Origin of the sequence: Bacillus sp. RK1064, assembly GCF_051488405.1 — a bacterium.
GTDB lineage: Bacteria > Bacillota > Bacilli > Bacillales > Bacillaceae > Bacillus.
Window position 1 is genome coordinate 3,615,914 of the sequence record NZ_JBPSCZ010000001.1, and the last position, 13,325, is coordinate 3,629,238.

15 protein-coding genes are annotated in these 13,325 nt (G+C 38.4%); 12 read left to right on the forward strand and 3 right to left on the reverse strand.

Going from position 1 to position 13,325, the window contains the following annotated elements; all coding sequences use genetic code 11:
* Positions 1–218 precede the first annotated feature (218 nt).
* The 4 genes from ACSSTM_RS18595 to ACSSTM_RS18610 all read left to right on the forward strand — a co-directional run bounded on the left by ACSSTM_RS18595 (position 219) and on the right by ACSSTM_RS18610 (position 3,086).
* Positions 219–530, forward strand: a complete 312-nt coding sequence (locus ACSSTM_RS18595) for a hypothetical protein (RefSeq protein ID WP_252067788.1) — start codon at positions 219–221, stop codon at positions 528–530.
* Positions 531–667: 137 nt separating this feature from the next.
* Positions 668–1,222, forward strand: a complete 555-nt coding sequence (locus tag ACSSTM_RS18600; protein ID WP_420735196.1) for a delta-aminolevulinic acid dehydratase — start codon at positions 668–670, stop codon at positions 1,220–1,222.
* A 158-nt stretch (positions 1,223–1,380) separates the two neighbouring features.
* Complete coding sequence (locus tag ACSSTM_RS18605; protein WP_095285474.1) at positions 1,381–2,793, forward strand: polysaccharide deacetylase family protein; 1,413 nt, start codon at positions 1,381–1,383, stop codon at positions 2,791–2,793.
* A gap of 101 nt (positions 2,794–2,894) precedes the next feature.
* Positions 2,895–3,086, forward strand: coding sequence for a hypothetical protein (locus ACSSTM_RS18610; RefSeq protein ID WP_003217441.1), 192 nt, complete (start codon positions 2,895–2,897; stop codon positions 3,084–3,086).
* Between the two features lie 46 nt (positions 3,087–3,132).
* On the opposite strand, the gene ACSSTM_RS18615 is transcribed toward ACSSTM_RS18610, so the two are convergent.
* Positions 3,133–3,264 (reverse strand): hypothetical protein, encoded by a 132-nt coding sequence (locus tag ACSSTM_RS18615; protein WP_003217310.1) that lies wholly within the window; start codon positions 3,262–3,264, stop codon positions 3,133–3,135.
* Between the two features lie 150 nt (positions 3,265–3,414).
* On the opposite strand from ACSSTM_RS18615, the gene ACSSTM_RS18620 reads away from it, so the two are divergent.
* Positions 3,415–3,615 carry an NUDIX hydrolase gene (locus tag ACSSTM_RS18620; protein ID WP_003217377.1) on the forward strand — a complete coding sequence of 67 codons (201 nt, stop codon included), beginning with the start codon at positions 3,415–3,417 and terminating at the stop codon, positions 3,613–3,615.
* 173 nt (positions 3,616–3,788) lie between these two features.
* On the opposite strand, the gene fabF is transcribed toward ACSSTM_RS18620, so the two are convergent.
* Positions 3,789–5,021 carry a beta-ketoacyl-ACP synthase II gene (gene fabF, locus ACSSTM_RS18625; protein ID WP_003217365.1) on the reverse strand — a complete coding sequence of 411 codons (1,233 nt, stop codon included), beginning with the start codon at positions 5,019–5,021 and terminating at the stop codon, positions 3,789–3,791.
* A 104-nt stretch (positions 5,022–5,125) separates the two neighbouring features.
* Between fabF and ACSSTM_RS18630 the strand changes: the two genes are divergently transcribed.
* The 7 genes from ACSSTM_RS18630 (at position 5,126) to ACSSTM_RS18660 (ending at position 12,487) form a co-directional block, all read left to right on the forward strand.
* Complete coding sequence (locus ACSSTM_RS18630) at positions 5,126–5,962, forward strand: helix-turn-helix transcriptional regulator (protein WP_106031281.1); 837 nt, start codon at positions 5,126–5,128, stop codon at positions 5,960–5,962.
* A gap of 472 nt (positions 5,963–6,434) precedes the next feature.
* Positions 6,435–7,010 (forward strand): TetR/AcrR family transcriptional regulator, encoded by a 576-nt coding sequence (locus ACSSTM_RS18635; protein WP_268495622.1) that lies wholly within the window; start codon positions 6,435–6,437, stop codon positions 7,008–7,010.
* Between the two features lie 109 nt (positions 7,011–7,119).
* Positions 7,120–7,968 (forward strand): alpha/beta fold hydrolase, encoded by an 849-nt coding sequence (locus ACSSTM_RS18640; protein WP_034661396.1) that lies wholly within the window; start codon positions 7,120–7,122, stop codon positions 7,966–7,968.
* 16 nt (positions 7,969–7,984) lie between these two features.
* On the forward strand, positions 7,985–9,043 hold the full coding sequence (locus ACSSTM_RS18645) for an alkene reductase (protein ID WP_437404281.1): 1,059 nt from the start codon (positions 7,985–7,987) through the stop codon (positions 9,041–9,043).
* Between the two features lie 332 nt (positions 9,044–9,375).
* Entirely contained in the window at positions 9,376–10,161 is a 786-nt protein-coding gene (locus ACSSTM_RS18650; protein WP_437404282.1) for an SDR family NAD(P)-dependent oxidoreductase, read from the forward strand.
* A gap of 186 nt (positions 10,162–10,347) precedes the next feature.
* Entirely contained in the window at positions 10,348–11,100 is a 753-nt protein-coding gene (locus tag ACSSTM_RS18655) for an SDR family NAD(P)-dependent oxidoreductase (RefSeq protein WP_106036889.1), read from the forward strand.
* A gap of 373 nt (positions 11,101–11,473) precedes the next feature.
* Positions 11,474–12,487, forward strand: coding sequence for an NADP-dependent oxidoreductase (locus ACSSTM_RS18660; protein ID WP_003217281.1), 1,014 nt, complete (start codon positions 11,474–11,476; stop codon positions 12,485–12,487).
* 449 nt (positions 12,488–12,936) lie between these two features.
* Here the strand turns inward: ACSSTM_RS18660 and ACSSTM_RS18665 are convergent.
* Positions 12,937–13,325, reverse strand: a 389-nt coding sequence (locus ACSSTM_RS18665) for a sigma-70 family RNA polymerase sigma factor (RefSeq protein ID WP_437404283.1), incomplete at its 5' end; no start/stop codon positions are given.

The following is a 13,325-nucleotide window of genomic DNA, read 5'->3' on the forward strand; positions in this document are numbered from 1 at the left end:
TAGATTAATATAAAAAAGGTGAAAAGATAAGTGAGAAAAGAATCGTTTTTGCTAGGATAAAACGAGTAAACATGATCGGAAATACCTTGTTTTCGCAGATGGATAAGCATGTCTAATTGCATGTAGGAAAAGAGATTGGTGCTAAGGGATCAATATCCTTTGATCAAAACCTCCTTTCAAGATAAAATTGGAAGTATCAATCATTCTGTTGGAGGTGGTTGTCTGAATATTCAATTGTTAACGCAGGTGATGCTGAAGAATTTACAGCATTAAGACTAGAAGCACTGCGATTACATCCAGAGGGCTTTGCGATGAGCTATGAAGAAGAACAAATAGATACAAAAGACAAATATGCGGCTCGTTTTACTTCGGCACAATCTATGTGGACCTTTGGCACCTTTTATCAAGGGCAGCTTGTGGGGACGGTCACGCTCATCCAAGAAACCTTACAGAAATTAAAGCACCGAGCGAATGTAGCAGTGATGTATGTAACGGCTGGTGCCCACGGAAAGGGAGTAGGCAAGTCTTGATGACGGAAGCTCTTTCCTTCGCACGAGAACGACAGGACATCGAGCAAATGTATTGATCAGTGCACTAAAATGGACGGATACATATGCAGATGAAGAAAAAATGGGTTTATTTTTATCATCGTTTGGAGGAGATACAAGTGGAACAACAGACCATGCGCATTACATTAGCAACAGGACCAAATAGTGAGCTAGAATCTTTTGCCCTGCGTGCAGCATTTGAGAACTTTGGTGCAAAAGTCGATATGCATTGGATAGGCAGACCCAATGATCTGATTGATGTGTTATCTGGGAGAAATAGAAGGGAGACGGACTACTTTTTTTTATCTTTTCATGGGGAAGAAGGAGCGTTTCTCATGCCGGAGTTAGGGGAAGATGTATACGAAGATGGGGAGCCTAGAGGTGTAACTTTTGGAGCGGATGAAATCAAGCGGTATGCTTCGTTAAAAGGGGTTCACGTCATATCAACCGGCTGCACACTAGGTGAGAAAAAACTTGCAGAAGCCTTTTTAGAAGCAGGTGCTTTGTCCTATACAGCGCCTGATGATTACATTGATGGAGATGCGGCATTTATCTTTGTCCTGACAATGCTGTATGAGCTCATGAACAATACGAAGACGGTTAGAGCGGCTTTTGATCGAGCGAGTTCTATTGATGAAGAAACGAAATTATTTCAACTATATATGCAAAAATAATCAAAGGGCTGAGAGATCAAGCCCTTTTTTTCAACCTCTCTTAATTGTGACGAAAATGTGACAAATGTGTTTTTTGAAAACTAAATCGGGTTGGCGCAAAGTCTATCCTACAAACACACGTCATCAAGACATGACGCCATCACGAGAGGGGAATCATTGTGTCAATGAAATGGAAAATCAGTCTCGTCCTATGCGGACTTGCAATCATCATCGGAATCGCTGCGTTTTATCATAATCAGCAGGCAAGCGGGACAGAGAAGAAGAAGGTAGAACCAGATGCGAGCTATAAAGAAGTTGAAATTGTCACTCTCGTGAATGACGGGAGATACTTGAGATATGCTGTGAACTATCCAGTGTTTCATCAAAAAAAGCTAGATCAAGAGATGAAAAGATTTGCAGAAACAGCGCTCGACAAATTCAAAACATCATTTAGTGAAGCAAGCGATGTCGATGAAGATCATCGATACGAATTAAACATAGATTACGAGATTACTCATTATGCCAAACAAACCGCTGCGATCAAATTCAATACATATGAATTGAAAGGCGGAGTAAAAGGCGCACATCAAACGAAGTTGTTCAATTTTGATTTCAAGAAACAGCATTTTTTATCAATAGATGATTTATTTTTATCAAAGAAAGAAGATCTGCAAAAACTGTCTCATATGACATTTGATGAATTAAAAAAAGATCGCTCTCTTGCTGAAAATGAGCATTTGCTCAAGCAAGGAACGTCTCCTGCGGCAGAGCATTATCAGTATTTTGCCATCAAGGATCGTTTTATTGAATTTTACTTTCCAGCAGGGCAAATCGCACCAGACAAAAAAGGCCCTCAAGTGCTGGCGATTAAAAAAACAGTGCTTAAAGGAATGTTAAAGCCTGAATATATTCATAAAGAAAAGAACAAAAATGAGAAAAAAGAACCGATCCCAAAAAGAAAGCTCGTAAAACTGCCAAAACAGGCAACATTCAACCCAAATCAAAAAGCCATTGCCCTGACATTTGACGATGGACCAAATCCATCCACGACCTCAAAAATTTTAAAAGCCTTAAAAGAAAACAAAGGACATGCGACATTTTTTGTATTAGGCAGCAGGGTTCAATATTACCCCGATATGCTGGGTGAGATCAGAAAGGGTGGGAATGAAATCGGAAATCATTCCTATAGCCATCCTTTACTCACAAGACTGCCGTTAAAACAAGCTATCAAACAAGTAGAAGATACGCAGCAAATTATTGAAAAAGCAGGCGGATTCACACCGACTCACTTTAGACCGCCATATGGTGGAACAAATGGGCAGATCAACGAAGCTGTCAACATGAAAGTCACGCTTTGGGACGTAGATCCTGAGGACTGGAAATATCGCAACAGCCAATACGTCGCCAACTACATTCTCACACATGCGTCTAGCGGAGAAACTGTCTTAATGCACGACATCTATGACACCTCGGCAAACGCAGCTGTCACGATTATCAAGGAATTGACCAAACAAGGATATCAATTATTAACAGTTTCAGAGCTTGAGCAGTGGAAGGAAGCGCGCGCGAAGAAAGGTGAATTGAATACGTAATGATTATGCGAATCTTAGTGGATTCGCATCTTTTTTTAAAAGCCAATCATGAAAATAAAGGGAAAATATGTTAAAGTGAATGTAGAAAGGGAGGGCTTCGGATGGTATTGATGAGGTTGATCAGTCTTTATATGCTGACAGCGTTTTGTTTGGGTTTTATCGTCAACTATGTACCTGGTTTGATGCTGCCCATCTATATTCTTGCGATGATCGGGCTCATTTTATGTCTCGTTCATATTGCACTGCATTATATTCGTCGAATCAGATATATGTTGCTTCATGAGAAACGATAAGAATAATTGCTTACTCTAAAAACCTCTCTCTAAAAGGGTAAGGTTTTTATTTTTTCGGTTTTTGATGTTCTAACAGTTGTATGATTTTCTCGTTTGACTCTTTCATTTGTCTTAATAAAGAAACGATATTCCCTGTAAATCCAATGAGGACAATAAGTAAAATGATGATGATCCACATGCTGTGGCCTCCAATCTGCCCACGAATGCTGTTTTGCCCCTTATCCATTATCTTATATCAAGGATACATTATAATGAATGTATTGAAATGAACAGTTCGTGCTATTTATTCGACAATTGATGTAAACAGAGAATGATTGGGGAGATTTCTTTGAAACGAGTAGACGTAGTATCAGCTATTATTTATGATGAGGAAGAAAATATGTTAATGGTCAAAAATGTAAAGGGATATTGGGAACTTCCAGGCGGTACTGTAGAAAAAGGTGAACACCTGCAGCAGGCCGTGGTCCGTGAGGTGAAAGAAGAGACAGGGTATGTTTGCAAAGTAAATGAACTTCATTCGGTTCGATAAGTATTCTTTCACGATAAAATGCATCATGCACTCATCGTGACCTTCTTTGCGGAAATCATCGGCGGGCAGATGAACATTCTAGATCCGGATCATGATATTCTAAATTTGAAACCAAGGGTGTTCAACCCTTGGTAGATGCATTTATTTCACCTCTGAATTATAAAGGTGGATCTTCAATCATAATTCTTTAACACGATTGCTGAATTATGTCCGCCAAAGCCAAAAGAATTTGATAGTCCATATTTCATTGGAAGATTTCGCGTTTTTGAGACAACATCTAAGTCGCAATCTGGATCTAAATTCTCTACATTAATAGTTGGAGGAATAATTCCTTGTCTCAAACTTTCCACTAAAGCAATTGCTTCTACTCCACCAGCAGCACCAAGCATGTGACCAGTCATTGATTTGTTTGCAGTTGTTGGAATTTTGCGGGAATGTTCACCAAACAATTTCTTAATAGCTAGAATTTCTGAACGATCACCTATTTGTGTACTTGTTGCATGAGCACTAATAACATCAATTTCACCTGTTGATATATTTGCACTTCTCAATGCTTTTTTCATTGCTAAGTAGGCACCCTTACCTTCTGGGTGTGATGCTACCATATGATGAGCATCTGAACTAGCTCCGTATCCCACTACTTCACATAATATCGGCGCATCTCTAAGAATAGCGTTTTCTAATGATTCTAATACTAAAATACCTGCGCCTTCACTCATAACAAAGCCATCTCTATCTGTATCGAACGGACGGCTGGCTCGACTTGGATCTTGGTTTTTTGTAGATAGTGCATGGGCGTTTCCAAAACTAGCCAAAGATAACTGTGTGATTGCAGCTTCTGCTCCACCGGCAAATATAATATCTGCCTCATCATTTCGGATAGCATTGAAAGCCTCACCAATAGAGGTGTTCCCGATTGAACAGGCCGTTACTGGTGATAATGACGGGCCTTGTGCCCCTAATCTAATACTTATTTGAGCCGCAGCTGCATTTGAAATCATCATTGGTACAAGGCTAGGGCTTACTCTTGCGGGACCTCGTTTATTTAATACATTCACATTATCAACAAGTGATTGTATACCTCCGATCCCTGAACCAACGTATACCCCTAAACGTTCAAGATCAACCTTATCTAACTGTAATTGTGATTTTTCTAATGCTTGTTCGGCTGCTGCTAAAGCAAACTGACTAAATCGATCTAATCGTTTGGCTTCTTTCCTCCCAAATATTCCATCTACATCGAAATCACGAACCATTCCAGCTATCTTTGTTTTATAATCAATAGTATCAAAAGAATCAATTAGAGATATTCCCGATTGACCTTTAACTAGTTGATTCCAAAAGCTATTTACATCATTTCCTAGAGGCGAAATAATTCCCATTCCAGTAATGACAACTCTTTTCATAATAATTCCCTCCTTATTTTTTATTAACTTTAACTTTTGTGTTATCCTATTACAAGTTGTTGTTTATCCTAGTATAATTAGCACTATTTAAAAAGGAGATTTTAATGAAACCTGAAACAAGACTTCAAGCTTTATCAGAATTTCTAAAGAATCAACGTTCGAAAATTACTCCTCAAATGGTTGGTTTACCTGTAGGAACCCGCAGAAGAACACCAGGACTAAGAAGAGAGGAAGTGGCTCAACTAGCCGGTGTAAGTCTTACATGGTATACATGGTTAGAACAAGGTAGAGATATAAAAGTGTCTACTTCGGTATTAGATGCTATTTCTCGAGCATTACAATTAAATAACGATGAAAGGAGATATTTGTATGCTCTAGCGTTAGAGGAAGGAGTGAAACAACCCTTTATAAATGAGAAGGAGAAGGAAATCAGTCCGGCTTTAGTGAAAATTTTGCAGGAACTTCGTTATTGTCCAACAATTATATCAGATAGAAGAAGTCAGATTGTTGGGTGGAATCAAGCAGCAGCTAATGTATTTTTGGATTTTGAACAAATCACCCCAGCAGAAAGGAATATAATACGCTTACTATTCGCAAGAAAGGAATTTAAAAGTTTAGCAGTGAATTGGGAGCATTTTGTTAGAGGATATATCGCAATATTTAGAACGTATTATGGACAGTATGTGGCTGATGACTGGTATGAGCAATTTATACAAGAAATGGAACAGGTATATCCTGAGTTTCATAAAATTTGGAATGAAAATGAGATAAGCTCTGCTCCTGAAGTATTAATTGAGTTTCGTCATGCTAAGGTAGGTAAAATGTTGTTTAATCTTACTTCGTTACAAGTGCATGGAGATACTGATTTAAGATGCAGCGTCTATACTCCAGTTGAGAATACTGAAACTGAGCTTAAGTTAAAACGTTTAATTGAAAGCTAACCATATAAAACATATGATGAATTCTAAATTCTTTACCGATCGTTCTTGAATTTGCTATGCTTGAAACACGTTAGATCTAACTGTTTTGCTACTCAAACGAGAGTGATCATTCTTTATTATTTTAGAATGAGGGAGGGATGAATGCATCAATGATTCTTAGTCCTTTCTCAGAATTAAGAGGTAATACGTTCTAAGGTGGGATTATGTCTAGAAATAAATTTGATAAAAAAGAGCATTAAGAAAACAATGGGGCTTTTCTGGGAACAGGGTTATGAAAAAACATTCATGCAAGACTTGGTGACATATGGGTGTTCATCGCAGAAGTATAATTCTTTACTTATCGTTCTAAAAAGGGTATTATGTAATCATGGTTTGTAATTCATGTGTTTATTTTAGAATGTTCATTCTATAATGGATGATGACTTTTGTTTTTGTTAGTATTGGTTCATGGATTTTTTTAAGGAGAATTAAAATGGCTAGAAGTAAAGAGTTTGACGAAAAAGAAGTATTAAGAAAAGCAATGGAGTTATTTTGGGAACAGGGCTATGAAAAAACATCCATGCAAGATTTGGTGGATCATATGGGGATACACCGTAGGAGTATATATGACACATTTGGCGACAAGCGTTCATTGTTTTTAGCTTCCCTTCATCATTATGAAGAGCTCATCGTTAATGAGATGGAAAGCATAATCAGCAGCACTTCATCCATTAAACAGGCGATACGTGATGTTTTTATTTTCGTACTGAATTCCATTAAACAATACCCAAAAGGATGTCTATCAGTAAATGCAGCCATTGAATTATCTTTGTTGGACAAAGAAATTGGGCGCATCGTTACAAAAATGTTTAATCGTACTGAAGATATGTTTAATTCCCTTATAAAACAGGGTCAAACTAATGGAGAGCTATCAAAAGAAATCGATTCTGATAACATATCTCGTTTCTTACACAACAATTTGGTAGGTATAAGAGTACTAATAAAAACTGATTACAGTAAAAAAGAATTAGAAGGCATCATTTCTCTAGCACTTTCAGTGTTGGACTAGCTTTCTTTTTTTACCCTTTTTAGAATGTTCATTCTAAAATAAGCATGAAACAAACCAGCATAATGCATAGTTATAAATCGTTTTTTAATTTCTAAGGAGGAACACAAAAATGAGAAATTTTAAAATACCAACAGAATCAGAATTTATTGAAGCAGAAGGAACTCGTTACGCATATAGGAGATTTGGTACAAAAGATGGTATACCAGTAGTATTTCTTGTTCACTTTAGAGGAACGTTGGAAAACTGGGATCCAGACATGCTTGAACCTATTGCAAATAAACGCCCAGTAATCTTATTTGACAATAAAGGGGTTGGTGAGACCGATGGACTAACGCCTACTACAATTGCTGATATGGCAAAAGATACAGCAACATTTATAAAAGCACTTGGATTAGAACAAGTCGACATTCTTGGTTTTTCCATTGGTGGCATGGTTGCACAAGAGCTAGCTTTACAAGAAGGAGATTTAGTAAGAAAAATGATTTTGGCAGGTACTTCGCCTGAAGCTGGTATTAATCCAAATCCAGAGATTTTTGAAAGAATGAATCGTCACGGCGGAACGAAAGAAGATGGAATAAATGATTTTATGTTCTTTTTCTACGAACAAACTGAAACAAGTAAATCTGCAGGAATGGCTTCACTACAAAGAATTTTTAATCAGAAAAAAGTAAACAGTTCAGAGCAAGTAAAAGAGGCACAATTACAAGCACTTGCAAAATGGGCTAAACAAAAATCTAATCATGATTATGAATGGTTACAAAACATCAAACACCCTGTACTTGTTACTAATGGTGTTAATGATGTGATGGTACCGACTAAAAACAGTTATATCTTAGCAGAGAAATTACCCAAAGCACAGCTGATTATATATCCTGATTCTGGTCACGGGCATCTGTTTCAATATCCAGAACTATTTGCAGAACACGTAAATTTATTTCTTGATTCTAATTCTTATTAAAAAGGAGAGTATTCATATGAGCAAATTATTTGAAAAAGTTCGTATTGGAAACATTGAATTAAAAAATCGTATAGGTATGGCTCCGATGACTAGAAATAGAGCTTTACCAGATGGTACGCCGAGCGATTTAGTAGCTGAGTACTATGGTCAGCGTGCTTCAGTCGGTTTAATTATAAGCGAAGGAACCCAACCTTCAGATGATGGGCAAGGTTACACGAATACACCTGGTATTTATACAGAAAATCATATTAGAGGGTGGAAAAAAGTAACTTCTAAAGTTCATAGTGAAGGCGGTCATATTTTTATTCAGCTTATGCATGTAGGACGTGTATCACACCCTGATAACACACCTCACCACCGCCAAGCAGTTGCACCGTCAGCTATTGCACCTGGTGTAGAAATTTTCACGGCAGAAGGAATGAAAAAAATTCCAACACCAAGAGAACTGAGTGAGCTTGAGATAAAAGATGTTATCAATGAGTTTCGTTTAGCAGCACGTTCAGCAATTGAAGCTGGTGCAGACGGAGTTGAAATTCACGGAGCGAATGGTTATCTGATCCAACAATTCCTTAGTGAAAACTCCAATCATCGTCAAGATGCATACGGTGGTACGATTGAGGGGCGTTCTCGATTCGCAATTGAAGTAGCTAAAGCAGTTGTTGATGAAATAGGAGCAGAAAGAACAGGCATCCGTTTTTCTCCTCAAGGAACACTGCAAGGCATTGATGAGGGGGAGAATAGCCTTGAGATGTATCGCTATTTAATAAGTGAATTAAATAAGCTTAACCTTGCTTATCTGCATTTAATGCACTTTGGAAACGAGCAATTCCTAAAAGATGTGCGTCAACTTTGGGACCAAGCACTTCTTGTTAACCGTCCAGGTCGTCCTCTAGATCAACTTTCGTCTGATGTAGATAATAATATTGCAGATGTTGTCACAGTAGGCACTTGGGTACTAGCTAATCCAGACTTTGTAGAACGGATTCATTCAGGTGCTCCTCTAAACGAACCTGATAAAAACACGCTCTATGCAGGAGGAAAAGAAGGCTATACAGATTATCCTTTCTTAAAATAATTTAATTAATTATGAATATCCCATCTAGGGATATTCATATCTTTTTTTCTTAGATTCTTTATAAATAGATACATGTGCGTTAATTAAAAATGTGAAGGATTGTCATGAAAGTGATTGAAAACTACGGTGAAAAACCAAATTTTTTTAGACTTCCCTAAGCCCAAAATAAATAATGGCGAGGTCTCAGTTGAGATATATGCGGCAAGTATAAATCCTCTTATACAAAAATTACAATTATCGATAACCTACATCCATAGTAACAACTCGCAGTAAGAAACGCTGTAAAACGTTTTAAAGGTTTAATTAAACTAAAAATGGAGGTGTGCTGTAAAATGAAAAAAACTGTTCTTATCACCGGGGTATCGGGTGGAATTGGCAAAGAGTTGGCGGATCGTTTCGCCAAGGGAGGATATAATTTGGTGCTGGTGGCGCGTAGCGAGGGTAAGCTTTTGGAGCTCGCGAAGGAATATAGGAAAAGATATGGCAGTCAAGCGACGGTCATCGCAAAGGATGTGGCTTTACCCGGTGTGCCGAAAGAGATTTTTGCGGAGCTCAAGGAGAAGGGGATCGTCGTAGACTATCTTGTCAATAATGCCGGCTTCGGTTTGTACGGGACGTTCTTGGAGACGCAGTTAGAACAAGAGACGAATATGATTGACGTCAATATCAAGGCTCTGACTGTTATGACGAAACTGTTCTTACCGGATATGGTCAAACGGGGCCAAGGAGGCGTGATGAATGTGGCTTCGTTGGTGGCTTTCTTCCCAGGACCTATGATGTCGGTTTACTACGCAACGAAGGCGTACGTGCTGTCGTTCACTGAGGCTTTGGAGAACGAACTGAGCGGTACAGGGGTGACTGTGACGGCACTATGTCCGGGACTGACGTCAACCGGCTTTGTTGAACGTTCGGGTATTGGGGAATCGAAGTTGTTCCAGAGTGGTGCTATCATGGAGGCCGGGCAGGTGGCTGAGGAAGGGTACCGAGGCTTCTTACGCGGCAAGACGTTCATAATGCCAGGGGCTCGAAACCGGTTCATGGCATTCCTTCCACGACTGATGCCGCGCAAAATGGTGACCCGTATGGTCAGATCCACACAGCAAAGAACAGGGCATTGACCTAATTGAGGGTGACCAGGGGGGAGTGGCAGTTGATTATGATCTGCCATCTAGCCAAGATCTCGTATTGGAATAAATCGTTCACTAAAAAAGTTACAGAGATTTTTATAAAGACGGAAACCTTCTTATTTGATCTACTGAAACATGGTCAAGAACAAGGAGAAATATTTTTAAGGAGAGAATAATATGAAGTACACAGTTATTACAGGAGCAAGCTCAGGTATCGGATATGAGACAGCATTAGCATTTGCTGCTCGTGGCAAAAACTTAATTATTGCAGCTAGAAGATTAGATAAATTAGAAGAACTTAAATCAACCATTCAGAATATAAATCCTAGTTTAGATGTTATTATTCGGACAAGTGACCTATCTGTCAAAGATCAAGCATATACACTGTATAACAGTTTAAAGGAGTATCAAATTGAGACTTGGATTAATAATGCTGGTCTTGGTGAAACCTCTTCTGTCATAGATCAGAATTTAGATAAAGTAGAAACCATGTTACGCGTGAACATAGAATCCTTGACAATCCTTTCTACACTATTTGTAAGAGAATATGCTGATGTAGAGGGAACTCAATTAATTAACGTATCCTCAGCACTTGGATATGTAATTGCTGTTGGCAGTGTTGCTTACTCTGCTTCTAAATATTATGTTAGTGCCTTCACCGAAGGGCTTGCAAAAGAACTTGAACTGAAAGGTGCGAAAATGAAGGCAAAAGTTTTAGCACCAGCAATGACGGAAACAGAATTCGCAAAACATGCAAATGATATAAAAGAGTTTGATTACAAAGCAAATCTCCCTATGTACCACACAGCTAAGCAAATGGCAGGTTTTATGATGGAGGTTTATGACAAAGATGAAGTGGTTGGGGTTGTAGATGAAAACTATGAATTTAAGTTGAGAAAGCCGATCTTTCCAATACTAGAAAGCCTTTAAATCTAATTTTTATATATATGGTAACATAATCGTTTAGCGATGGCACAAATGACACGTAGCAAAGCGCAAGAGATAAGTATAACTTATGGCAAATATCAAGGTTCCACAAACAGTTTGGGACTGGGAAGTGACTCTCTATTTTTGTAACAAAAAAAAGGGAATGAAAAGTAGTTTTTAAATTGAACCTGCAAAATGGACAGTAATGCTTAAAAAAGGCATACAACTGAAAAATGCTTGACGCATGAATTGCGCTACACTGGCTGACGTGTACTGCATTCGAACGCTATGGGCTGATGAACTCTAACATCTGTTCTACTGATTGAGTGTGGGAACACCAGCTGTAATAATCTCAAGGAAGGATGCTAATGAAAAAATGAAAACACTCATGAAAGCAGCTCAGATCACCAAGTATTCAAAAAATATCCATGCCAAAGTCAATGACATTCCAATTCCAGAAATCGATGAAAACGAAGTCTTGGTAAAGGTCAAAGCTGCGGCAGTCAATCCACTCGAAATGTTAATTATTACAGGCAGCGTGAAACTGATTCAAGATTATGAATTCCCATTAACGCTTGGTAATGAATTGACAGGAGTTATCGAAAAAATCGGAAAAAATGTGACAGAATTTCACGTAGGAGATGCCATCTATACACGTCTTCCCCTTAAAAAAATTGGTGCTTTTGCGGAATATGCCGCAATTGATGCTGCCGCAATTGCACCCATGCCAAAAAATTTGTCTTACGTGGAAGCCGCTGCTGTACCACTGGCTGGACTCACAGCGTATCAAGGTCTACATGAAGAACTTGAGGCACAGTCAGGTAAATCTGTCTTCATTCCAGGTGGATCAGGCAGCTTTGGTCAAATGGCTGTACCAATAGCAAAGGAAATGGGCCTAAATGTCATTGTTAGTGGCAACTCAGAAGCGCGCGAACGCACTTTGGAAATGGGTGCAGACCAATATTTGGATTATGCAATAGAAAACTATGTTGACTTGTTGTCGAATGTGGATTACGTGATTGATACACTGGGACCTAAAGAATTTGACAGTGAATTGAGTATCATCAAACCAGGCGGAAGATTGCTCTCTCTCCGTACAGGACCAAATAAACGTTTCGGGAAATACCTAAATTCCCCATTGTGGAAACGAATATTATTTTCCCTTGCTGGCGCAAATTATGACCGCAAAGCTAAGAAACAAAACGTGGAATATCATTTTATTTTCGTTCGTTCTGACGGCGCACAACTTAAAGAGATTACCAAAATCATTGAAGAAAACAACATTGTTCCAGCAATTCATCCAATACTATTTACTATAGACAACGTAAATGAAGCGCTAGAACTAGTCGCAAATGGACGACCAAAAGGGAAAGTGATTATTAATTTTTAAGGGGAATATGAAGAAAGCAGTCAAAAAATTGAGATCATTTATGTAAAGGATTTTGAAAGGATAGAAAAACTTCAGCAAGCCGGAGTTCTGTATCAGTAATTATAAAACATGGAGAACTAGCCATCCAATTTTTCCTATAAAAAAGTTGGATTTAAGACAGGTGGTTACTTTAACAGACATGCCACGACATGGTAATTACTGTCTGTTTATAAAAAACACTATATTTAGACTAGAGATTAAAATTCTTAATCAATAAGATGAAAAAGTAAAGAACGATCCTTGTTTTGACTTACCATTTTAACCATAATTCACATAAACGTATAGAAACGATGGCAAATGAATATAAGGAGTGTAATGGAATTAAGCTCCATAACCAATGATATGGTTTTATTATGTTGAGTGCTTAGTGGAATGAAAAGAAGCCGGAATTTAGACCGGCTTCTTTGATATTATTTCCCCTTCTCCCGCTTCCGTTTCTCCTTCTCCGCCCGGTAAAATTCATGAAACATCTTCATCAGCGCCCGCTTCTCAATACGGGATACATAGCTCCGCGAAATCCCGAGCTCCTTTGCTATTTCCCGCTGCGTTTTTTCTTTCTTTAAATCAAGACCGAACCGGCCGACGATGACTTCTTTTTCTCGGCCGTCGAGAATGTCGATATACTCCTTTACTTTTTCAAGCTCCATGTTGAGCTGAATGGTATCGATCACATCTTCACTTTCTGATTTTAAGACATCAATTAAAGAAATTTCGTTGCCTTCTTTATCCTGACCGATGGGGTCATGTAAGGAGACATCCTTTTTAGTTTTTTTGAGTGCGCGTAAATGCATCAGAATTT